Here is a 21,353-nt window from a genome sequence, read left to right as displayed (position 1 = left end):
CAATAAAAAAGCACAAAAATGCCGACATGGGTCGGCATCCTTACAACGGGTCAAGGGGCGCACTCAGGCACGACTCAGGTAGTCCGCCAATCCCACCCATTTGTAGCTGGTGAGCTCGGTCAGCCCCATGGGGCCACGGGCATGCAGCATCTGGGTCGACACCGCCACCTCTGCGCCGAGGCCAAACTGACCACCGTCGGTGAAACGGGTGGAGGCGTTGACGTAGACAGCCGCCGAGCCGGCACCGTTGACGAAGCGCTCGGCATTGGCGAGATCGTTGGTCAGGATGGCGTCGGAGTGACCGGCATTGTGCTCACGCATGTGCTCCAGCGCCTCGTTCACGCCGGCCACCAGCTTGACCCCCAGGGTCAGCCCCAGCCACTCGGTATCGAAGTCTTCCGGCCCCGCCTCGCACAGGTTGTCGGCACCGGCCAGCAGCGCCATGGCATTGGCCGCACCCACCAGCGTCACTTTGCGCTCGTTCATCAGGCTGACCAGCTGCGGCAGCAATCGGGGGGCGACCCGCTCGTGCACCAGCAGGGTATCGAGGGCGTTGCAGGCGGAGGGGCGCTGCACCTTGGCGTTGTCGATGACCGCCAGGGATCGCAGCAGATCGGCGCTCTCGTCCACGAAGATGTGGCTGATGCCGAAGCCACCGATGATGACGGGGATGGAGCTGTTCTCCTTGCACATCTTGTGCAGGCCGGCGCCGCCACGGGGGATGATCATGTCCACATAACGGTCGAGGCGCAGCAACTCCCCCACCAGCGCCCGATCCGGGTTGTCGATGTACTGCACGGCCCCGGTCGGCAGGCCGGAGGCCGCCAGGGCGTGCTGGATCACCCGCACCAGCTCCAGGTTGGAGTGGAAGGTCTCACGGCCGCCGCGCAGTATGCTGGCGTTGCCGGTCTTGAGGCAGAGGCTGGCGATGTCGATGGTGACGTTGGGACGCGCCTCGTAGATGACGCCGATGACGCCGATGGGCACCCGACGGCGGGAGAGGCGCAGGCCGTTCTCCAGCACCCGGCTGTCGATCTCGGCGCCGACCGGATCGTCGAGCACTATCACCTTGCGCACGTCCGCCACTATCCCGGCCAGCCGCTCGGGGTTGAGCAGCAGCCGATCCAGCATGGCCTCAGCCAGGCCGGCCTCGCGGCCCGCCGCTATGTCTTTGGCGTTGGCGGCCAGGATCTGCTCGCCACGCGCCTCCAGTTCATCGGCGATGGCGGCCAGCGCCCGGTTCTTCTGCGCCGTGCTGATGGTGGCGAGTTGATAGGCGGCTTCGCGCGCCGCCTGCCCCATTTTCTCCAGACTCATGATTTGGTCCCTTTCTGGGTGCCGCCTTGCAGCAACACCATGTCGTCTCTGTGAATGGTCACGGCACCCTGGCCATGACCCTACACCAGTTTTATCTGATCCGGCCGCCTTACAGCAGCACCATGTCGTCTCTGTGGATGGCCACGGCGCCATAGCCGTAGCCCAGTACCTGCTCTATCTGATCCGAGTGCACGCCACGCAACTTGTCCAGCTCCAGGTGATCGTAGCGGCAGATGCCGCGCGCCAGCTCGCGCCCCTTCGGATCCATGATGCGCACCACATCGCCCCGCACGAAATCGCCCCTCACCGCTATGATGCCCTTGGGCAGCAGGCTGGAGCCCTTGTCCTGCATGGCGGCGACGGCGCCCTGATCCACCTGGACCTCGCCATGAGGGGGAGGGCCTGCCAGGATCCAGCTCTTGCGCCCTTCCAGCGGCGAGGCCAGCGCCGGGAACAGGGTGCCGACCCGCTCGCCCTTGGCGAGGCGGCCGATCACCTCGGGGATCTGGCCGGTGGCGATCACCACCTTGACGCCGGCCCGGCGCGCCACGTCGGCCGCCTGCAGCTTGGTCGCCATGCCACCGGTGCCGAGGCCGCTGACGCTGTCCCCCGCCAGCTTGCGCAGGGTGTCGTCTATGGTCTGCACCTCTTCGATGAGCTGGGCATCGGGGTTGGTACGCGGATCGGCGGTGAAGAGCCCCTTCTGATCAGTCAGCAGGATCAGCAGGTCGGCATCCGCCAGGATGGCGGCGCGGGCGGAGAGGTTGTCGTTGTCCCCCACCTTGATCTCGGCGGTCGCCACCGCATCGTTCTCGTTGATGACCGGGATGATGTGATGATCCAGCAGGGTACGCAGGGTATCGCGGGCATTGAGGTAGCGCTCCCTATCCTCCAGATCGGCACGGGTCAGCAGCATCTGGCCGATGTGCAGCCCGTAGAGGTTGAACAGGTCCTGCCACACCCGGATGAGCTGGGTCTGACCGACCGCCGCCAGCATCTGCTTGTTGGGCAGGGTCGGCGCCAGCGGGGGATGGCCCAGATGCTCACGCCCGGCGGCGATGGCCCCCGAGGTGACTACCACGACGCGATGGCCGTGACGGTGCAGCGCCGCACACTGTCTGACCAGCTCCACCATATGGGCACGGTTGAGCCGGGCAGATCCCCCGGTGAGCACGCTGGTGCCCAGTTTGACGACTATGGTTCTGTTTTCCATGGGAACAAAGAGGTTAAAAAAGTAAGGGATCCTTTATACCCACGGCCCCGCAGCCCTGCAAGGCAATTAAACGCCGTTGAAAAGGAAGGGGGCCCTGCGAGTCAAGGCCCGCAGGGCCGCGGCAGATCAGGCGGCGGTCACGCTCAGCTCGTTGGTCACCTGCTCGGCAGGGGTCAGCTGGCACTCTAGTGCCGTCAGCTTGGCGCTGATGAGCTTGTAGAAGTGGTTGAGGGTGCGCTCGACTTCGACCTGGTGCTTCTTGGGCAGCGGCTTGTTGAGCCACTCCCCGTCCGCGTTGTAGAAGCCGAACTGGTAGTGATAGCTGAAGCTGTGATCCTGCTGCTCCAGCACCAGCCACCAGCCCCAGAATTCCCGCTTGTCCGGCGCCGGCTTGGCGCTGATGCAAACGGAGAGGCAGTCGAAACGATAACGCCCCTCCTCACACAGGTCTTCCCGTAAATAGGGGCCAATGGCCGCGAATTGCCGCAGCAATCGCTTGTAGGTCACTCTTTCCGACATGCTAACCTCCCTGTTGAACAAGCCATATCATCACGCGATGATGTTACATTTTTACTTCTGTATCATGTACATAAATGCTGTTTGAGCCAGTCAACCGTCTCTTTCAGCGCCGCGTCGTACACCTCAAGCAGAGGCTGTTTGTCGAAGACCACCGCCTTGCCATTACGGCTGGCGGCAGCCAGGGCCCGCACATCCTGCTCCGGGCAAATGAAATCTCGCTTGTGGCCGATGCTCAAGATCGGCACCGAGGTGCGGCTCCCCAGCAGACCCTGGGTCTTGAGGGAAAAGACCTGGCACTTGGTGCGCAACAGATCCCACTGCGCCGCATCGGCGCCCAGCCGGTTCGCCAGGCCATCACGCATCATGCGCGGGCAACGGGCAAACATCTCCTGATTGGTAAATACCTGATTGATGCCGGCGCCGATGCAGACCACTGTCCTGAGCTTGAACGGCTCGACGAAGGCCAGCCGCGCCGCCACATTGCCCGCCAGACGGAATCCCACCATGGCGATCCGCTGGTGATCGACCCAGGCCACCTCGGAGAGATGATTGAGCACCGCCTGATGCAGGCGGCTGGTGTCCTGCACCAGCGGCCAGTGCTCGGCGTAGCCGATGCCCGGCATGTCCAGCGACAGCATGCCGATGCCGTGGGGCTCGAGGCACTTGAAATAGAAGTTGAGAAAATCGACCTGCAGCGAGTCGATGCCGCCGCTGACGATGACCAGGGGCACAGGCTTGTCGGTGGTGGGCAGGTGCAGATAGCCCTGGATGGTCTTGCCCCGGAACGGCACCTGCAGCTCCTTGAGCGGCACCTTGAACAGCCGGCCCGCCTCGCGGTACGCCATGTTGCCAAGCAACTGGGCCTGATCCGCCAGCTCGTCATTCTTCAGATGGGGATAGCTGGCGATGGAGTAGTAACGCACCGCCTTGAGCAGGTTCTTCAAGGCACCGGCCGAGTCACCCTGGGTCACCAGCTCACGCCCCTGATTGAAGTAGTAGCCAGCCAGCTGGCTCCATTCGTAGACCCAGTTGCCGGGCACATAGCCCTTGATGGTATCCAGATAGCGCTCGTGGCTGCGCTCGCCCTGCCCCATGGCAATGCGGGCAAGGGTCTGCTCCACTTCGACCGGGTTGGCTCCCTGCCAAGCCCAGGCCGGCCGACGCAGCAACCTGTACCAGTGGGGCGAGAGGGCGCCGTCGATAAAGCTCTCGGCCAGGGAGCTGTCCTGCTCTTCTACCGGACTGGAGTTGGATATCTCGGAGGTCTCCAATACCTTTTTGATCCGGGTGAATAGCTTTTCCGTCAGGTTGGTATCGTTGTTTGGTTCCAAAATCGTGGCTCTTCTGTCTCAGGCAATGGCCCATCTTAACCACTTTTCGCACCGGGCAGCCATAGCATAAAAGAACAGGGCCCCAAACAGGGGCCCTTTGAAACCTTTTCACCTCATCGCGAGCAAAGCGGCAGCCATCAAGGCGGCCCCTTTCCCGGATACGGTGTGGCTCTTACTCTTCGTCGCAGATCGGATTGGCGAATTCCAGCGCCATGTCCCATGGCTGCTCAATCCAGGTATCCTGCGGGATGGCGACTTCGAAGTCATCCACCAGCGGCTCGCCCATCGGCTTGGCGAAGATGGTGATGAACTTGGCCTTGGGATAGAGGTCACGGATCGCCTTGGCGGTGCCACCGGTATCCACCAGATCATCCACCACCAGCCAGCCTTCGCCGTCACCGGCGGTAGTGGCGCCCTTGACGACCACCAGCTCACGCTGGTTGTTGTGGTCATAGCTGGAGATGCAGAGGGTTTCGACATTGCGAATGCCAAGTTCACGGGCCATCAGCGCGGCAGGCACCAGACCACCACGGCTGACCGCGATGATCCCCTTCCACTGGCTGACAGGCAGCTGACGACGGGCCAGACGGCGCGCTTCACGTTGCAGGTTGTCCCACGACACGTAGAATTTTTTTGGCATGTTATCGATCTCGAAGAGTTATATAAAACAATTACTTAAGACGTAAAGATTCGTGCTGACACACGAGATTCAGTAAATTCTGGTGCCCCTGCCTGCCGAATTTGGCTTGCACTTTGACTGCCTGGGGATAAACCCTCGGCGGCAGACACTGATGCAATGGAAGCAGGACGGGCATAGCTGGCGGTCATCGCGATCGGAATGAAGACCGCAGACCGGCTGTTGGGGCGGTATGATAGCATCGTTTGCGGATAAAATGACTGGCAAACGTATGCGAAAAACAGGAAAAGTCGGTCATCTCCCACCCCGTCGGCCCTCGTCTGGCGATCACCCGCGGCCAGAATGCTACTCATTCGAGGAGCAAACCCCGAATTTCAGGTAAAAAAATAGCAGGGGGAGGATTAAGACCTCACACACCTGCTGTTTGTCGATTCGGTCGTCAGCCTGGCTGAGGACCCGCCTTAACGACGGCTGGCGTAGGGGTTCGGATAGTTGAAACCCTGGGTATAGAGAGACTGGGCAAACCAATAGGTTGAATTGCTGCCTGACATATTTAAAACTCCTGATTGCTTAACAAGTTACGTACCTTTATGCGGGTTCAGATCCTTGAACAGACACTCGGTTCCGTGGAGGCGCACTTGCTTTGCTTCGGTTCCCTGGAGGCATTCGTTGTCATCCTGACAAGTGGTTGACCCACGGCGGTCAATTTACCACCCGGCGCCGAAAACACAATATTTTTGTGACGCATATCACAAAAACAAGGTTGTGCTGGTTCATCTCGATAATGCAGGCATGTCCGCCATTTATGGTGCCTTTATCAGCACAAGCAGAGCGCTATTTGCGCTGTTTGCTCACATTTTTGTGTGATTGGCTGTATTATCGTAGCCCTCTTCCCCGGCCCTCTGGGCCCGGTCATTTTCCGTGCTGGTAAGGAGTCCTGACGTGGCACAGCTTAGTTCTCTCTCTCCCCAATTGATTTGGCAGTTCTTCGAGCAGATCTGCTCCATCCCCCATCCCTCCAAGCACGAAGCCCGCTTAAGCGCCTGGATAGTGCAGTGGGCCCAGCAGGAAGGCCTGGCGGTCAAGCAAGACGCCGTGGGCAACATCATCATCAAGAAGCCGGCCACGCCGGGCATGGAAAACCGCAAGGCCGTGGTGCTGCAGGCCCACATCGACATGGTGCCCCAGGCCAATGCCGATACCCAGCATGACTTCGCGACCGATCCCATCGATGCCTATATAGATGGCGACTGGGTCACCGCCCGCGGTACCACCCTCGGCGCCGACAACGGCATGGGCATGGCCGGCTGTCTGGCCGTGCTGGCCGACAAGACCATCAAGCACGGTCCGCTGGAAGTGCTGCTGACCACCGACGAGGAGACCGGCATGACCGGCGCGTTCGGGCTGGAAGCGGGCTGGCTGGAAGGCGAGATCCTGCTCAACACCGACTCCGAAGAGGATGGCGAGGTCTACATGGGCTGCGCCGGTGGGGTGGATGCCAATATCCGCTTCCCGCTGGAGCTGGTGGCCGCCACCGAGGGTGAAGGCTTCGAGCTGCAGGTGAAGGGGCTGCGTGGCGGTCACTCCGGGGTCGACATCCACCGCGGTCGTGGCAACGCCAACAAGCTGCTGGTGCGCCTGCTCAAGGCCGCCGAGCCGCTGGGGGTGCGCCTTAGCGAGATCCATGGCGGCACCCTGCGCAACGCCATCCCCCGCGAGGCGCGCGCCAAGCTGCTGGTGCCCGCCGCCAGCGTCAACGAATTCAAGGCCCTGGTCGACCGCTATGCCGGCATCTACCAGAGCGAGCTGGCGGCCACCGAGGCTAACCTGACCCTGCTGCTCAATGCCCAGGACAAACCGGCCAAGTTGATGAGCGAAGCCCTGCAGGCCCGCCTGCTGGACTCCCTGATGGCCTGCCCGAACGGCGTCATCCGCATGAGCGACGCCATCCCGGGCGTCACCGAGACCTCCACCAACCTCGGCGTCATCAAGACCCTCGAGGGCGAAGTCTACGTGCAGTGCCTGATCCGCTCCCTCATCGACTCCGGTCGCGAGAGCGTCGAGCAGATGACCAGCTCCCTGTTCAGGCTGGCCGGCGCCAGCTGCGAATTCACCGGCGCCTACCCGGGCTGGGCACCGAACGTGGATTCTCCCGTGATGGCGCTGGTACGCAACAGCTACCAGACCCTGTTCGGCGAGATGCCCAACGTCATGGTGATCCACGCCGGTCTGGAGTGCGGCCTGTTCAAGAGCGCCTACCCGGATTGGGACATGGTCTCCTTCGGCCCGACCATCCGCGGCGCCCACTCCCCTGACGAGAAGGTGCACATCCCGGCGGTCGAGCGTTTCTGGCAGTTGCTGGTGCACGTGCTGGAACAGATCCCGGCCAAGTAAGGCGCATCATCGCAGCCATTCATGCCCCGCCCGGTGCGGGGCATTTTATTGCCTCCTTCTCCTCATCCCCCGCCTCAATCTCGCCTCTCATACCCCACGACAACCGCTCCCGGCTCCATGAAACCGTCTCCATAAGCAGCGCTGGATTTGAAAACCCTTTCCATGAGTTATGTAAATTTACTACACAAAAAGTTGATCCAGCTCACATTAGGCCATAGGATCGAATTGTGACCCAGGTCACATACAACAATGAGATAACAGAGCGATGAGGTGAATATATGTTTGAGAATCTGGCAGTACTGTTCCACCTTAAGGGTGCAACCAGCAAGAAGGGCGCAGAAGAGAAAGACACCTATGCACCTTCAACCCGTCAATATTACTTCCGTTATGGCGCCTGATAGAGTCTGGCCGGAAGAGAAAGTAGTAAAATTACAAAATAACGCAATCCACACAACAGCCATCCCCTCGAGGGAGCTGTCCTGCCCGGGCCAGATGTTCCACGGCCAAACCTGAACGCCACAACCATGAAGATGGGGCCCACGGGCCCCATTTTTTATTTCTCCTCTCCCGTGCCATCTGGTTGCGATGCAGGCACCGGCATCATATCGCCTTTCCCAAGGGCACCGCCTCCGTCACCGGCAGGGGGAAATGACAGGCCACCTGATGGGCAGCACCATCGCAGATCCGCAGCTCAGGCGAGGTGCCGTGACACAGCTCGGTGGCATAGGGGCAGCGTTGGTGAAAATGGCAGCCGCTGGGGGGCGAGATGGGGGACGGCACATCGCCGGTCAGCAGGATACGCTGGTTGCGACGGCGGGGATCCGGCACCGGAATAGCCGAGATGAGCGCCTGGGTATAGGGGTGGCGCGGGTGCAGATAGAGTTGCTGTGCCTCCGCCAGCTCGACGATCCGGCCAAGATACATGACGGCGATCCGATCCGAGATGTGCTTTACCACCGACAGGTCGTGGGCGATGAAGATGATGGCCAGGTTCATCTCCCGCTGCAGGCTGAGCAGCAGGTTGACAATCTGGGACTGCACCGACACGTCCAGCGCCGACACCGCCTCGTCACACACCAGCAGCTTGGGCTTGAGGGCGATGGCGCGGGCTATGCCGATGCGCTGGCGCTGGCCCCCCGAAAACTCGTGGGGGTAGCGATCCACCGCACTCTTCGGCAGGCCGACCTTGTCCAGCAGCTCCAGCACCCACTCGCGCCGCTGCTCAGTGCTGCCCTTGCCGTGGATGATGAAGGGCTCCTCCAGGATCTGGCCGACCGTGTGGCGACTGTTGAGGGATTCTGCAGGATCCTGGAATACGATCTGCATCTCCTGGCGCAGGGAGCGCATCTCCCGGGCGGACAACTTGGTGATGTCCCGCCCCTCGAAGCTGATCTGGCCCGCCGTCGGCTCAAACAGCTTGAGCAGGGAGCGACCCAGGGTGGACTTGCCGCAGCCCGACTCTCCCACCAGCCCCAGGGTCTCGCCCTGCTTCAGATCGAAGCTGATGCCGTCCACCGCATAGACGGTGTATTTCTTGCGAAGGAAGCCACCGCCGAGCTGGAAGTGCTGCTTCAGATCCCGCACAGACAACAACGCAGTCATATCAACTCCTTCCAGTGATGGCAGGCGACCCCGTGTCGCTCGGTCAGCTGCTCGGTCGCCGGGATGACCCTCACGCACAGCTCGGTGGCATGGGGGCAGCGGTTGGAGAAACGGCAGCCCGCCGGCATCTCGTGCAGGGCGGGCACCTGGCCCTTGATGGTCTTGAGCAGGCTCTTGGGCACGTCTTCGAGGCGCGGGATCGAGGCCATCAGACCATGAGTATAGGGATGGCGCGGATGGTCAAACAGCTCGTAGATGTCGGCCCGCTCCACCGCACGGCCGGCGTACATCACCACTACCTCGTCGCACAGCTCCGCCACCACCCCGAGATCGTGGGTGATGAAGATGATGGCCATGCCGGTCTGGGCCTGCAGCGCCTTCATCAGATCCAGGATCTGGGCCTGGATGGTCACATCCAGCGCCGTGGTCGGCTCGTCACAGATCAGCAGATCCGGCTCGCAGGCGAGCGCCATGGCGATCATCACCCGCTGGCGCATGCCGCCGGAGAGGTTGTGCGGATAGACGCTGAAGCGCCGCTCCGGCTCCGGGATCCCCACCCGCTGCAGCATGGCGATGGCGGCCCCCTTGCGCTGGGCCTTGCCATAGTCGGGCCTGTGCAGGCTGAACACCTCCATCAGCTGATCCCCGACCGTCTGCACCGGGTTGAGGGCCGTCATCGGCTCCTGGAAGATCATGGAGATACGGTTGCCGCGCACCTTGTACATCTGATCCGGCGGCAGCGACAGCAGCTCCTCCCCCTGAAAGCGGATCGAGCCGGCCACCACCTGACCGTGAGGCTTGGGCAGCAGCCCCATGATGGCGAGGGCGGTGACGCTCTTGCCGCAGCCGGACTCGCCGACGATGCCTAGCGTCTGGCCCGCCTTCACCGAGAAGCTGACGCCGTCGAGCACCTTGATCTTGCCGTCATCGACGGTGAACTCCACCTCGAGATCGCGCACCTCGAGGATGGGGGCCTGGGTATCGGGCATGGCCTCCCCCTTCTCAATGATGCGCATAGGTCTTGTCGAGCAGGTTGATGGGGGTCAGCGCCTCGTCGGCGTCCTTCGCCTGCAGCGTCTGCTCCTTCAGCTTGGGATCGATCCAGAGCAGGCCGCCGCTGCTGTGGGGGTAGCCGTCCATCGGCCAGTAGAGCAGATCCGGCGTGTTCTTGGTGGCAGGCACCTCGGGCAGCATCACATAGCGCCAGCTGCTGGCCCGCACGTAGTTGAGCTGCACCCCGGGCACGAAGATGGCGAGATCGTAGATGCGCTGCTGGATCTGGCGGGAGAGCTCGGCCCGTTTGGCGGTGTCGAACTCGATGCCATAGGCATCGATCAGGGCGTCCAGCTGCTTGTCGGCGACGTTGAACAGGTTGTTGGTCTGCGGCTTGTTGGCATTGTCTGAGTGGAAGGATTCCCAATATTGCGGATAGAGACCACCACCGGCCCAGCCGAGCCAGGCCGCCTCGTGTTTCTTCTCCAGCATCACCTTGAAGCCGGTGGCGCCATCCACCAGGTTGAGCTCCAGATCCAGGCCCGCCTTCTTGGCCTCTTCTTTAAGCACGGTCAGTCGCTTGGAGTGCTCCTGGCTGGTGTAGGTGAGCGCCAGGGTGAGCCGCTCCCCCTTGTCGTTTTGCAAGATGCCATCCGGCCCCGGCTTGCCATAGCCGCCCTTGGCGAAGTACTCCCGCGCCTTGCCGATGTCGTAGGCCCGCTCCGGCAAGGGGATATCGGTGAATTCGCCAAAGCCCGAGCCGAAGGTGGTGGCCCTGTCGTAGTCGCCGCGCAGCACCGTCTCGATCATCTTGTCGAGATTCATGGCGTGCTGGATGCCGAGCCGCACGTTCAGATCCGCCAGCTTGGGGTTAGCGATGTTGAGGTGCAGCCCCTGGCCGCCCTGCTTGGTGTCGGTCATGGCCATCACCTTCTGCACATAACCCTTCTTGTACTCGGGGGTCACGGCCTTCTCATGCCACCAGTTCGGCAGGATCATCTCGAAGGCGTCGAACTCCCCCTTCAGGAAGTGGCGGAAGGCGATGTTGTGATCCCGGATCACCTGCACCTTGATGGTCTCGACGTTGAATCTGTGCTGGTTGTAGCGATCGTGCTGGGCCCACCACTCCTTCTGTTTGCTGAAGGTGACCGACTTGCCCTTCTTCACCTCCGTCATGACGTAGGGGCCCGTGGTCGGCACCAGGGCCCAGTTGTACTGCTTCACCCAGTTGGGGGTCAGCTTGTAGTAGTGCTTGGGCTGGGGCCACAGCTCGGTGGTGTTGAGCAGGTCCAGCTTGGCCTTGCGGGTCCCCGCCTTGACCATGATGGTGTGTTCATCGACCTTCTCCACCGCGATCACTTCCGTGGTGTAGTAGTTGTTGAACCAGGGCCCCTTGATGTCCTTGGATCGCATCATCTCGTAGCCGAAGGTGTAGTCATCGGCGGTGACCGGCTTGCCGTCTGACCACTTGGCCCGGGGATCCAGCTTGAAGTAGACGGTCTGGCTGTCTGGCGCTATCGCCCAGGCGCTCGCCAGCGAGGGGATGGGGTTGCCGGTGTTGGGATGAAAGCTGATCAGCCGCAGCTGGTTATCCTGGATGTAGGAGCGGAACGAACCGTTGGAATCGGGGCCGACGGTGCGAAACGTCAGCGGGAAGCTGTCGATAAAGAGGTTGAGGGTGCCGCCGGGTATCGCCTTGGGGGAGGCGAACACGGGATCTGTGTCGTTGCTCTCCCACTTGAGATCCGCAGGCAGGCTGGCGGCCCATACCCAGGATCCGTTCACCAACAGAAAAATAGCACCTATCCATTTGATTTTATTGTTCATGTTTGACTTCCTGGTCATTCCCCTGCTGTGGGGGTCTCATTGATAACGGATACGATTCGAACGCCTTTCGAGCAGGCCTGGCGCCTGCCCTGTCACTGATAACGGGTAAACTTGCGCGGATCGAACGCCTCGCGGATGGCCTCACCGATGAAGGAGACCATGATCAGCACCAGGCTCACCGCCGCCACCACAGAGCTGACGATCCAGATGGCATCCAGGTTGTTGATGCCCTGGGAGAGCAGCTCCCCCCAGCTCGGGGTCGGCGGCGCCAACCCGAAGCCCAGATAATCCAGCGCGGTCAGGGTGGAGATGTTGCCTACCACGGCGAAGGGCGCCAGGGTGACGATCATCATCAGGGTGTTGGGCAGAATGTGGTGGAAGATGATGCGCTTGGTGGTGGCCCCCTGGGCCCGCGCCGCCATCACATAGTCCCGCGCCCGCTCCTTGTAGGTGAGGGTGCGCATGTACCAGGTGATCCCCATCCAGCCGAACAGCACGTTGATGCCGACAAAGAGGCCGAAGTTCGGCTTGGCCAGCGACACCAGGATCATGATGACGTAGAGGAAGGGCACCTGGGACCAGATCTCGATGAAGCGTTGCAGGATGAGGTCAAACCGCCCGCCGAGGAAGCCCATCATGCAGCCGATGCTGACCCCGATGAGGTAGCTCGCCACCAGGGCGATGAAGGCGAAGCCGATGGCGATGCGAAAGCCATACACCAGCCGGGCCAGCACGTCGCGGCCGCTGGTGTCTGTCCCCAGGAAGTGGCGCTCTGCCAGACTGGGGGCGTAGGGTGGGTAGACATCCTGCTTGAAGTCCTGCTCATAGGGGTTCCAGGGCACCGGCGGCAGCAGCACCCAGTCCCCCTTGGCCTCTTGCTCCAGCTTGGCCTGCAGCTGGCGATAGTTGGTCTCGTACTCGTAATCCAGCCCGAAGTACTGGCCGGGGATCACGTCGCCATAGGTGGGGAAGTAGAGCTCCCCCTGATAGCTCACCATCAGCGCCCGACTGTTGACCAAGAGCTCCGCCAGCAGGGAGAGCACCACCAGGGTGGTGAAGATCACGAAGGAGTAGTAGCCGCGCTTGATCGACTTGAATCGCTTGAGTTTTTTCAGGGTGACCGGGTTCAGGTTCATGTTTGTTCTCCAAACCGCACGCGGGGATCGACCAGCGCAACACGGATATCGGAGACGATATGCGTCGGCGTCGGCATCGACATGACAAGAGGATTCATGTTCACGCTCACTCTCCAAACCGCACGCGGGGATCGACAAAGGCGACACAGATGTCGGAGAGGATATTGCCTACCAGCATCAGCATGGAGGTGATGGCCAGGATCCCCATGACGGTGGGGTAGTCCCGCTCGACGATGGCCTCGTAGCCGAGCAGACCTATGCCGTCGATGTTGAAGATGGTCTCGATGAGGAAGGAGCCGCCGAAGAAGACGGTGAGCACGCTGCCGAGGTGGCTGGCGATGGGGATCAGGCTGTTGCGCATGGCGTGATGAGTGACCGCCTTGCCAAACGGCAGCCCCTTGGCCACCGCCGTGCGCACGTAGTCCGCCGACAGGTTCTCCATCAGGCTGTTCTTCATGGTCATGGTGAGGATGGCGAAATCCCCGATGGCATAGGCGATGAGCGGCAACAGGGCGTGGGCGAAGAGGGTGCGGACCTGATCCCAGCTGCTCTCCATGGAATCAAACTCGTCCCCCGGGAAGCCTCCCATGGGCAGCCACTCCAGATGGAAGGCAAATACCGTGATGAGGAAGATCCCCACCACGTAGGCGGGCAGCGCATAGGCCATGTAGATGAGCATGGAGCTGAGGGAATCGAAGCGGCTGTTATGCCTTAACGCCTTGGCCACCCCGAGCGGGATGGAGACCGCGTAGCTGAGCAGGAAGGTCGCCAGCCCGAAGAAGGCGGTGACCGGCAACCTCTCCTTGATGAGATCCCACACCGGCTCGTAGTAGCGGGTCGACTCCCCCAGATCCAGCACCACCAGCTTCTGCAGCCACTCCCAGTAGGCGATCAGCATGGGCTTGTCGAGGCCGTAGAACGCCTTGAGCTCCTCGATCTGCTCATCGGAGAGCGCCTGCGCCCCCTTGCTGCCGCTGGAGCGACCGGTCTCGTTTTGGGATACCTGCGCCTGCAGCAGCATGCGCTCGACCGGGCCGCCCGGCACGAAACGGGTGATGGTGAAGACGAGCAGGGTGATACCGAGGAACGTCGGGATGATCAAAAGCATCCGACGTAAGAAATACGACAGCATGGTGGGTTAAACCTCGTCCTTGTTGTTCTTGTATGGCCATTCTATTCCGATGAACGGCCTGTCCTTCCTGGCATTACTCACTGAATTGGCTGTTATTGGCAGACAATCCCGCTCGGTCACTGTAAAAGCTCTGCAACAAAAATCAAGTAAAACGAAGACCTGCAACCGCCATCGATGCCAACAGTGAAAATAACTGTCGTCTTTTCCTTAAAAACCCAACTTCAAGATAAAAAACTGCTACGCCTTCCTGTTTAAATAGTTTTTAATTATTAAAAACAAATTAAGCAATGTGAGATTTAAATAAAAAAATAGATAAAAAACAAACAGATGAATTTAAATCACCGCCTTTTACAATTTACCCGTAAGAAGAGGAGCGGATCTCGCCAGCACCGCCCTGAACAGAAACATGACCAGGGGCACAAACAGATTTAAATGCTGACAAAGTGTCAGGATGCGATATGCAGATCAGGGTGACAGGTGACTTATCGATAAGTTCAAAAATAACCAATAAAATTGAAACACTCGGATTTAACATCGTTTTCACATCGCTATGAGTTATTTAGTCAGAATAAAATCCCAAAATAAACGCACCAATAAAACATAGTCATCTTATTACCACCTCCCTCCCCGTTCGTACCGCCTCATTTGACGTCCATCCCCAAAGCTTGATAAGCCTTACGCACCGCTCCAACGAGGGCGGTAAAGGAAGCAAACAATAAACAATCAGGAAGGATACTAGCGATGCTTAGGAAAAGCAGACTCTCTGCTGCCGTAGCGTTTGCCTTGGCGAGCGCGGCAGTTGTGGCCACCCCTGTCTCGGCCGAAGAGACCCAAAACGTAGAAAAGCTGCAGAAAATCAAGGTCACCGGCTCCCGGATCTCCCGCGTCGAGGTGGAAGGCTCCACCCCCGTTGTCTCCATCACCAAGGCCAAGATCGAGCAGTCGGGTCAGCAGACCGTCGCCGATTACCTGAAACAGGCCTCTTACAACTCCTTCGGTGGCGTCTCCCCGGCATCCGGCAGCTCCTTCCAGTCCCAATCCACCGTCGGCCTGCGCGGTCTCGGCTCAGAACGTACCCTGGTGCTGCTGAACGGCAAGCGGGTGGCGGGCTCCCCCACCATGGGCGGCACCTCCATCAACCTGAACACCATCCCCATGGCGGCCGTTGAGCGGGTGGAAGTCAACCTGGACGGCGGCTCGGCCATTTACGGCTCCGACGCCATCGGCGGTGTCATCAACGTGGTGCTCAAAGAGGGCTATGAGGGGCTGACCTTCCAGGGCCGTCTCGGCTCGCCGACCGAGCCGGGCGGCGATGAGGCCAGCGGCTCCGTCGTGGCCGGCGTCAATGGCGAGAAAGGCTCGCTGATGGCGGTCTACGAGCACGACAAGAAAGACGTCATCTATGCCCGGGATCGCGATTATCTGGCCAAGCAGGGCAACGATTCTCCCAGCCCCTACGGCCGCAACGTGGAGGGGATCACCGGCCTCGACGCCAATGGCGATCCCATCTGGAAATACGGTCCGCTGGCGGGTGCCACCAACGCCGACGGCAGTTGCAAGGAGCCCTTCGTCGGCTTCGAGGACGGCTGTAACTTCAACTACGGTCAGGTCGCGGCCACCACCGCCTCCCGCAGCCGTGACACCCTGTATGTGAACGGTCGCTACCACATCAACGACAACGTCGACTTCGTGCCGCAGATCATCGGCTCCCGGGTCGAGAGCTTCGGCCGCTTCGCCCCCGCCGCCGGTGCCTTCGCCATCGATCCCTCCAACCCGAAGAATGCGCAGTTCTTCGCCGACAACGGCCTGGATGCCGCCGCGACCCAGGGTCTGGGTGAGGCCGCCTACGCCTACTACCGCTTCACCAACGTCGGTCCCCGTGACAACTATGTCACCGACATGACCGGCAGCCTGAACCTCGGCTTCGAAGGCACTGTCACTACCGAGTCCGTGGGTGACATGCAGTGGAACGCCGGTTACATGTACTCCAAGACCGACAACAAGGAGAACGGCACAGGTTACGTGCTGCAATCCGCCGCCCAGCAGGCCATCGCCGATGGCAAGTTCGTGAAGGGCGAGTTTGATGCCTCCAGTACCAAGGCGATGTCTGCCGATGTCAGCCGCCGCTCCACCATGGACTTCTACCAGTGGTACGCCGGGGTACAGTGGGACATGGGCGAGCTGCCGTCCGGGCCGGTCAGCTGGTATGCGGGCGCCGAGTACAACGACTGGGTCTATGCCGACAAGTACGATGCCCAGTCAGAAGCGGGCAACATCATCGGTTCAGCTGGCAACTCCTCCGGTGGGGTGCGCGATGTCACCGCCGCCTACATCGAGTCGCTGGTGCCCATCACCGAGCAGGTCGAGCTGAACCTGGCCGGTCGCTTCGATGACTACAGCGACTTCGGCAGCGCCTTCTCGCCCAAGGCGAGCCTGCGTTACCAGCCGCTGGACAACCTGATGCTGCGCGGCTCCTGGTCCCGATCCTTCCGTGCCCCCAGCCTGAGCGATCTCTATTCGGCAGACTCGGAGTCGGCCGACTGGGCCAAGGACTATGTCTACTGCGAGGCCAATGGCATCTCCGCGGCGGACTGCCCAAACCGCCAGTACACCACCACCCGCACCGCCAACGAGGAGCTGAAGGAAGAGACCGCGGACACCTGGAACTTCGGCGTGGCCTACAGCCCGGTGGATGACCTGAACCTCTCCCTGGACTACTACACCATCAAGATCACCGACGTGATCCAGCTGAACTCCCTGCAGTCCCTCATCTATGACGAGCTGAACACCGGCAGCTCCAGCAGCATCACCCGCAACAGCCAGGGCAAGATAGGTAGTGCCATCGCCCCCATGGTCAACCTGGGGGATCTGAACACCAGCGGTCTGGATCTCAAGCTGGATTACCGCTACGACCTGACCTCCGCCACCATCCGTTATGACCTGGGCGGCACCTACATCCTGGATTACAAGGAAGGTCTGTACGCCGGTGGCCCCGTCATCGACAAGATTGGCCAGAACGGTCTGCCACAGTTCCGCTTCAGCTCCGGTGTCGGTGTCAACGTGCCCCAGTGGTGGAACATGGATAGCTACCTGAGCGCGAACTACATCGATTCCCAGAGCCAGGACTACATCGCCGATACCGGTGAGGAAGTCGGCCACATCGCGTCCCAGACCACCTGGAACCTGAACGTCGGCGTGGATGCGCCCTGGAACGGCAAGATCCAGGTCGGGGTGAAGAACATGTTCAACGTGGGCCCGTCCCTCGAGAGCGATGGCTTCACCTATGACGATGAGCTCTACAGCATCGACGGTCGCATCTACTACCTCGACTACGCCCAGAAGTTCTAATCCACCAAGCAAGCGACAGGCCGGCCCGTTTCGGGTCGGCTTTGCCCAACGTTCCAAGGAAGTTACGGAGATAGGGTAATCCTATGAAAAAAAGGACTATTACAATGAAGAAAGCGCTCCTCGGCAGCCTGGTTTCGGCTGCCTTGCTGACCAGCTTCAACCTGAGTGCCGCCTCTGCCGGTCAGGCAGTGGACGCTCAAGCCGCCACCGACAATGCCTCCAAAGTATCCCAGCAGAAGATCGACAACTACGCCGAGTCTGCCGAGTCTGCCCTGGCGCAGTACAAGGCCGCCCTGCGTCAGGTCGACAGCCTGCGCACCTACAACGAGCAGGTGGGCAAGATGGTCGACTCCCAGGCCACCGAGCTGACCTCGATGCAGCGCCAGATAGCCCAGATCGATCAGACCAGCACCGAGGTCGTCCCCCTGATGCTGAAGATGATCGACTCCCTCGATCAGTTCGTCTCCCTGGATCTGCCGTTCCAGAAGGTTGAGCGGGAGGACCGCGTGGCGGCCCTGACCGATCTGATGAACCGGGCCGATGTCACCATCTCCGAGAAGTACCGCAAGATCCTGGAGGCCTACCAGATCGAGGAGGGCTTCAGCCGCACCATCGAGGCCTACAAGGCCAGCCTGGACAAGAATGGCGCCGAGAAGACCTACGAGTTCCTGCGCGTCGGCCGCATCGCCCTGCTCTACCAGTCCCCGGATGGCAACGAGACCGGCATCTGGAACAAGAAGACCCGTCAGTGGGAGGAGTTGCCCCAGGAGTATCGCAGTGCAGTAGAACAGGGCTTGCGTATCGCCAAGAAGCAGGCGCCACCCGCGCTCATCAAGCTGCCGGTTCAAACTGCGGAGAAAGCATCATGAAAGGAATCAAACTCGCCATTGCCTCCCTGATCGCGGGAGCCACCCTGATCACCCTGCCGGTGACCGCCGCCGAGAAACCGGTGGACCTGAACGCCCTGCTGAGCCAGGTCAAGGCCGCCAGCACCAGCGAATCCCAACTCAACAAGGAGCGGGAGGCCCGCTTCCTGGCCGACAAGAATGAACAAGGGGCGCTGCTGGCCAAGGCCAAGGCCGAACTCGCCGCCGAGACCGCCAAGGGCGAGCAGCTCAAGGCCACCTTCGACCTCAACGACAAGCAGCTGACCGAGCTGACCGAGACCCTGCGCCAGCGTTCCGGCAACATGGGCGAGATGTTCGGCGTGCTGCGTCAGTTCGCCGGTGAGTTCAAGGGGATCTTCAACGCCTCCGCCCGCCGGGTCGAACACCCCGAGCAGGCAGCGCTGCTGACCCGCCTGGCCGAGAGCAAGGAGTTGCCCTCCAGCGACGATCTGAGCGCCTTCTGGACCACCACCCTCAGCCGCATGGTCGATGGGGGCAAGGTGAGCCAGATGCAGGGGACAGTGGTGTACGGGGAAGGCAATCAGGCCGAGAAGACGGTCACCCAGATCGGGGAGTTCAACACCGTCTCCGAGGGCAAGTACCTCACCTTCGTGCCGGAGACCGGCAAGTTCGAACAGCTGCCCCGCCAGCCGGACAAGGCAGTGCTGGAGCCCATCGCCAAGTTTGAGCAGGGCAATGGCGCCGTCGAGCCGGTCTTCATCGATCCGTCCCGCGGCGTGATCCTCTCCCTGCTGGTGCAGTCGCCAACCTTCAAGGAACGCGTCGATCAGGGCGGTGAGGTGGGCTACGTCATCATGGTACTCGGCGTGCTCGGTACCCTGCTGGCCCTGTTCTGTGGCGCCCGTCTGTCGATGATCGGCTCCTCCATGCGCAAGCAGCTCAAATCCGATCAGATCGTCAAGGGCAACCCCATCGGCGAGATGCTGGGGGCCTATCAGGCTCATCGCGGTGACAACATCGAGGATCTGGAATCCAAGCTGGACGAGATCATCCTGCGCAACGTGCCCAAGTTCGAGAAGGGCATCAGCATCATCAAGCTGATCGCCTCGGTGGCCCCGCTGCTGGGTCTGCTGGGGACCGTGGTCGGGATGATCGCCACCTTCCAGGCCATCACCCTGTTCGGCACCGGCGATCCCAAGCTGATGGCGGGCGGCATCTCCGAGGCCCTGGTCACCACCATGCAGGGTCTGGTGGTCGCGGTGCCCATGCTGTTCCTCTACACCATAGTGCAGACCCAGAGCCGTCGTCTCATCCAGATACTGGAAGAGCAGAGCGCCGGTTTTGTCGCCCGTTATCAGGAACGTCTGCACGCCGCCAAAGCCGCAGCCTAAGGAGTCACCCATGTGGTTCTGGTTGATTGAAGAAGTCGAGTCGGTCCGCCGGTTTCTGGGATTGGGGGGCGATGTACTGGTCGCCCTGTTCTTCCTGACGCTGCTGATGTGGGCCCTGCTGCTGGAGCGCTGGTTCTACTTCATGGCGGTCTATCCCCAGCAGGTGAAGCAGACCAAGGCCAGCTGGATGGCCCGCGGCGATCACCTCTCCTGGTCTGCCAGGCAGATCCGGCGCGAGCTGGTCTCGCGGGTCGCCATGGCGGTAGACAAGGGGATGCCGGTCATCAAGGTGTTGATCGCGCTCTGTCCGCTGATGGGACTGCTGGGCACCGTGGTCGGCATGGTGCAGGTGTTTGACACCCTCGCCATCACCGGCACCGGCTCCCCCAGGGCGATGGCCTCGGGCATCTCCAAGGCGACGGTACCGACCATGGCGGGCATGATTGCCGCCCTTTCCGGCCTGTTTTTTGTCAATCAGCTCGACCACAAAGCCAAGCTGGCGGTCGAGAAGCTGGAAGACAACCTGAAACACGGTTAATGCAGGATGCATTCCCCCGGCACGGCATCGCCGACCGGGGGCACAGTTAAGCAAGGAGTTTTTGCCATGAGAAAACGTCACAGCGACAGCGGTGCTGAAGAGGCGGCCATCGATCTGACCCCCATGCTGGACATAGTGTTCATCATGCTGATCTTCTTCATCGTCACCACCTCGTTCGTCAAGGAGTCCGGGGTTGAGATCAACCGCCCGAGCGCCAGCACGGCCGAGACGGTGAAGAAGGGGAATATCATGGTCGCGGTTCGCGAGAACGGTCAGGTCTGGGTCGACAAGCGTTCCGTCGAGGTGGGTGCCGTGCGCGCCAACATCGAGCGGCTGCGGGCCGAGAACCCGGAGAGCGCAGTGGTGATCCAGGCCGATACCGAATCCCGTTCGGGTCTGGTGGTCCAGGTCATGGATCAGATCCGCATGGCCGGTGTCCAGAGCATCTCCATCGCTGCCAACAAGAGCAGCTGATGCTGGAGAGAGACCTATGAGATACCTGATATCGTTAGCGGTCTCCTGTGTGGTGGTGTTCTTCCTGTTCCTGGGAATGAACAAGCTGATCACACCGGATCACCGGGAGCTGGTGGAGAGGGATGACGTCACCATGACCGACTTCATTCGCCTCAAGCCTCAGGAGACCCTGCAAGAGAAACAGCGCGAGCTGCCCAAGCCGCCGCCCCCGGATCGCCCGCCTCCCCCGCCCGAGATGGAGGTGGCCAGCACGGATCGGCCGCAGATGGAAAGCTCGTCGATGGACATGCCCAAGCTCGACATCCCGGTCAACATCGGCGGCGGCAACGCCCTCGGTGCCTACAGCACCGGCGGCGGTGGTGGCGGGACCGGCGGCAACAACGGCGCCATCCCGCTGGCGACCTTCGAGCCCATGATGCCGCGCAAGGCGGCCCTGGCCGGCCTTGCGACGGGCAAGGTGCTGGTGGAGTTCACCGTGACCGAGCGTGGCACCGTCAGCAACATCCGCATCGTCAAGGAAGAGCCGCGCAGCTATGACCTTGGCAAGGCCGCACGTCAGACCATTACCAAGTGGACGTTCAAGCCGGCCATGATCGATGGCAAACCGCAAGCCAGTCGCATGCAGCAAGAAATCGAGTTTGCGACCAACTAAG

17 protein-coding genes are annotated in these 21,353 nt (G+C 61.1%); 7 read left to right on the top strand and 10 right to left on the bottom strand.

Annotated elements, in window-relative coordinates:
• Window positions 1-63: 63 nt before the first annotated feature.
• From AACW18_RS02800 to gpt, 5 genes are all read right to left on the bottom strand, one after another.
• On the bottom strand, window positions 64-1,317 hold the full coding sequence (locus AACW18_RS02800; RefSeq protein ID WP_218387779.1) for a glutamate-5-semialdehyde dehydrogenase: 1,254 nt from the start codon (window positions 1,315-1,317) through the stop codon (window positions 64-66).
• Between the two features lie 109 nt (window positions 1,318-1,426).
• Window positions 1,427-2,530: a glutamate 5-kinase gene (proB, locus tag AACW18_RS02795; RefSeq protein ID WP_218387778.1), complete on the bottom strand. Its 1,104-nt coding sequence runs from the start codon at window positions 2,528-2,530 to the stop codon at window positions 1,427-1,429.
• Between the two features lie 126 nt (window positions 2,531-2,656).
• Window positions 2,657-3,049, bottom strand: a complete 393-nt coding sequence (gene crl / locus AACW18_RS02790) for a sigma factor-binding protein Crl (RefSeq protein WP_042651701.1) — start codon at window positions 3,047-3,049, stop codon at window positions 2,657-2,659.
• Window positions 3,050-3,111: 62 nt separating this feature from the next.
• Window positions 3,112-4,380, bottom strand: coding sequence for an esterase FrsA (frsA, locus tag AACW18_RS02785; RefSeq protein ID WP_218387777.1), 1,269 nt, complete (start codon window positions 4,378-4,380; stop codon window positions 3,112-3,114).
• 172 nt (window positions 4,381-4,552) lie between these two features.
• Window positions 4,553-5,020, bottom strand: coding sequence for a xanthine phosphoribosyltransferase (gene gpt, locus AACW18_RS02780; RefSeq protein WP_042651699.1), 468 nt, complete (start codon window positions 5,018-5,020; stop codon window positions 4,553-4,555).
• 939 nt (window positions 5,021-5,959) lie between these two features.
• Between gpt and AACW18_RS02775 the strand changes: the two genes are divergently transcribed.
• On the top strand, window positions 5,960-7,411 hold the full coding sequence (locus tag AACW18_RS02775; protein WP_218290493.1) for an aminoacyl-histidine dipeptidase: 1,452 nt from the start codon (window positions 5,960-5,962) through the stop codon (window positions 7,409-7,411).
• Window positions 7,412-8,011: 600 nt separating this feature from the next.
• On the opposite strand, the gene AACW18_RS02770 is transcribed toward AACW18_RS02775, so the two are convergent.
• From AACW18_RS02770 to AACW18_RS02750, 5 genes are all read right to left on the bottom strand, one after another.
• Window positions 8,012-9,013: an ABC transporter ATP-binding protein gene (locus AACW18_RS02770; protein ID WP_218387776.1), complete on the bottom strand. Its 1,002-nt coding sequence runs from the start codon at window positions 9,011-9,013 to the stop codon at window positions 8,012-8,014.
• A complete protein-coding gene (locus AACW18_RS02765) occupies window positions 9,010-10,029 on the bottom strand; it encodes an ABC transporter ATP-binding protein (RefSeq protein WP_218387775.1) in 1,020 nt (339 codons plus the stop codon). The genes AACW18_RS02770 and AACW18_RS02765 overlap by 4 nt, the downstream gene beginning before the upstream one ends.
• Window positions 10,016-11,833, bottom strand: coding sequence for an extracellular solute-binding protein (locus AACW18_RS02760; RefSeq protein ID WP_218387774.1), 1,818 nt, complete (start codon window positions 11,831-11,833; stop codon window positions 10,016-10,018). Before AACW18_RS02760 ends, AACW18_RS02765 begins: the two co-directional genes overlap by 14 nt.
• Window positions 11,834-11,925: 92 nt before the next feature.
• The gene (locus tag AACW18_RS02755; protein ID WP_218290489.1) at window positions 11,926-12,969 is read right to left on the bottom strand and encodes an ABC transporter permease; all 1,044 of its coding nucleotides are present in this window, start codon (window positions 12,967-12,969) and stop codon (window positions 11,926-11,928) included.
• 106 nt (window positions 12,970-13,075) lie between these two features.
• Window positions 13,076-14,101, bottom strand: a complete 1,026-nt coding sequence (locus tag AACW18_RS02750; RefSeq protein ID WP_218290488.1) for an ABC transporter permease subunit — start codon at window positions 14,099-14,101, stop codon at window positions 13,076-13,078.
• A gap of 741 nt (window positions 14,102-14,842) precedes the next feature.
• Between AACW18_RS02750 and AACW18_RS02745 the strand changes: the two genes are divergently transcribed.
• From AACW18_RS02745 to AACW18_RS02720, 6 genes are all read left to right on the top strand, one after another.
• Window positions 14,843-17,449: a TonB-dependent receptor plug domain-containing protein gene (locus AACW18_RS02745; RefSeq protein ID WP_218387773.1), complete on the top strand. Its 2,607-nt coding sequence runs from the start codon at window positions 14,843-14,845 to the stop codon at window positions 17,447-17,449.
• Window positions 17,450-17,553: 104 nt separating this feature from the next.
• Complete coding sequence (locus AACW18_RS02740) at window positions 17,554-18,318, top strand: DUF3450 domain-containing protein (RefSeq protein WP_218387772.1); 765 nt, start codon at window positions 17,554-17,556, stop codon at window positions 18,316-18,318.
• Window positions 18,315-19,688: a MotA/TolQ/ExbB proton channel family protein gene (locus AACW18_RS02735; RefSeq protein ID WP_042651692.1), complete on the top strand. Its 1,374-nt coding sequence runs from the start codon at window positions 18,315-18,317 to the stop codon at window positions 19,686-19,688. The genes AACW18_RS02740 and AACW18_RS02735 overlap by 4 nt, the downstream gene beginning before the upstream one ends.
• A gap of 10 nt (window positions 19,689-19,698) precedes the next feature.
• Complete coding sequence (locus AACW18_RS02730; protein WP_042651691.1) at window positions 19,699-20,226, top strand: MotA/TolQ/ExbB proton channel family protein; 528 nt, start codon at window positions 19,699-19,701, stop codon at window positions 20,224-20,226.
• Between the two features lie 66 nt (window positions 20,227-20,292).
• The gene (locus tag AACW18_RS02725; protein WP_042651690.1) at window positions 20,293-20,700 is read left to right on the top strand and encodes an ExbD/TolR family protein; all 408 of its coding nucleotides are present in this window, start codon (window positions 20,293-20,295) and stop codon (window positions 20,698-20,700) included.
• A 16-nt stretch (window positions 20,701-20,716) separates the two neighbouring features.
• Window positions 20,717-21,352 carry an energy transducer TonB gene (locus AACW18_RS02720; protein WP_042651689.1) on the top strand — a complete coding sequence of 212 codons (636 nt, stop codon included), beginning with the start codon at window positions 20,717-20,719 and terminating at the stop codon, window positions 21,350-21,352.
• Window position 21,353: the final 1 nt, after the last annotated feature.

This window comes from Aeromonas sp. sia0103 (assembly GCF_963895295.1).
GTDB lineage: Bacteria > Pseudomonadota > Gammaproteobacteria > Enterobacterales > Aeromonadaceae > Aeromonas > Aeromonas encheleia.
The sequence above is the reverse complement of the archived record's forward strand: the minus strand, read 5'-3'. Positions and strand labels throughout refer to the sequence as shown.

Excerpts from the sequence above, each read along its gene's own strand:
- AACW18_RS02800 (WP_218387779.1), bottom strand. The coding sequence starts at position 1,317 with ATGAGTCTGGAGAAAATGGGGCAGGCGGCGCGCGAAGCCGCCTATCAA.
- proB (WP_218387778.1), bottom strand. The coding sequence starts at position 2,530 with ATGGAAAACAGAACCATAGTCGTCAAACTGGGCACCAGCGTGCTCACC.
- crl (WP_042651701.1), bottom strand. The coding sequence starts at position 3,049 with ATGTCGGAAAGAGTGACCTACAAGCGATTGCTGCGGCAATTCGCGGCC.
- gpt (WP_042651699.1), bottom strand. The coding sequence starts at position 5,020 with ATGCCAAAAAAATTCTACGTGTCGTGGGACAACCTGCAACGTGAAGCG.
- AACW18_RS02770 (WP_218387776.1), bottom strand. The coding sequence starts at position 9,013 with ATGACTGCGTTGTTGTCTGTGCGGGATCTGAAGCAGCACTTCCAGCTC.
- AACW18_RS02765 (WP_218387775.1), bottom strand. The coding sequence starts at position 10,029 with ATGCGCATCATTGAGAAGGGGGAGGCCATGCCCGATACCCAGGCCCCC.
- AACW18_RS02760 (WP_218387774.1), bottom strand. The coding sequence starts at position 11,833 with ATGAACAATAAAATCAAATGGATAGGTGCTATTTTTCTGTTGGTGAAC.
- AACW18_RS02755 (WP_218290489.1), bottom strand. The coding sequence starts at position 12,969 with ATGAACCTGAACCCGGTCACCCTGAAAAAACTCAAGCGATTCAAGTCG.
- AACW18_RS02750 (WP_218290488.1), bottom strand. The coding sequence starts at position 14,101 with ATGCTGTCGTATTTCTTACGTCGGATGCTTTTGATCATCCCGACGTTC.
- AACW18_RS02745 (WP_218387773.1), top strand. The coding sequence starts at position 14,843 with ATGCTTAGGAAAAGCAGACTCTCTGCTGCCGTAGCGTTTGCCTTGGCG.
- AACW18_RS02740 (WP_218387772.1), top strand. The coding sequence starts at position 17,554 with ATGAAGAAAGCGCTCCTCGGCAGCCTGGTTTCGGCTGCCTTGCTGACC.
- AACW18_RS02735 (WP_042651692.1), top strand. The coding sequence starts at position 18,315 with ATGAAAGGAATCAAACTCGCCATTGCCTCCCTGATCGCGGGAGCCACC.
- AACW18_RS02730 (WP_042651691.1), top strand. The coding sequence starts at position 19,699 with ATGTGGTTCTGGTTGATTGAAGAAGTCGAGTCGGTCCGCCGGTTTCTG.
- AACW18_RS02725 (WP_042651690.1), top strand. The coding sequence starts at position 20,293 with ATGAGAAAACGTCACAGCGACAGCGGTGCTGAAGAGGCGGCCATCGAT.
- AACW18_RS02720 (WP_042651689.1), top strand. The coding sequence starts at position 20,717 with ATGAGATACCTGATATCGTTAGCGGTCTCCTGTGTGGTGGTGTTCTTC.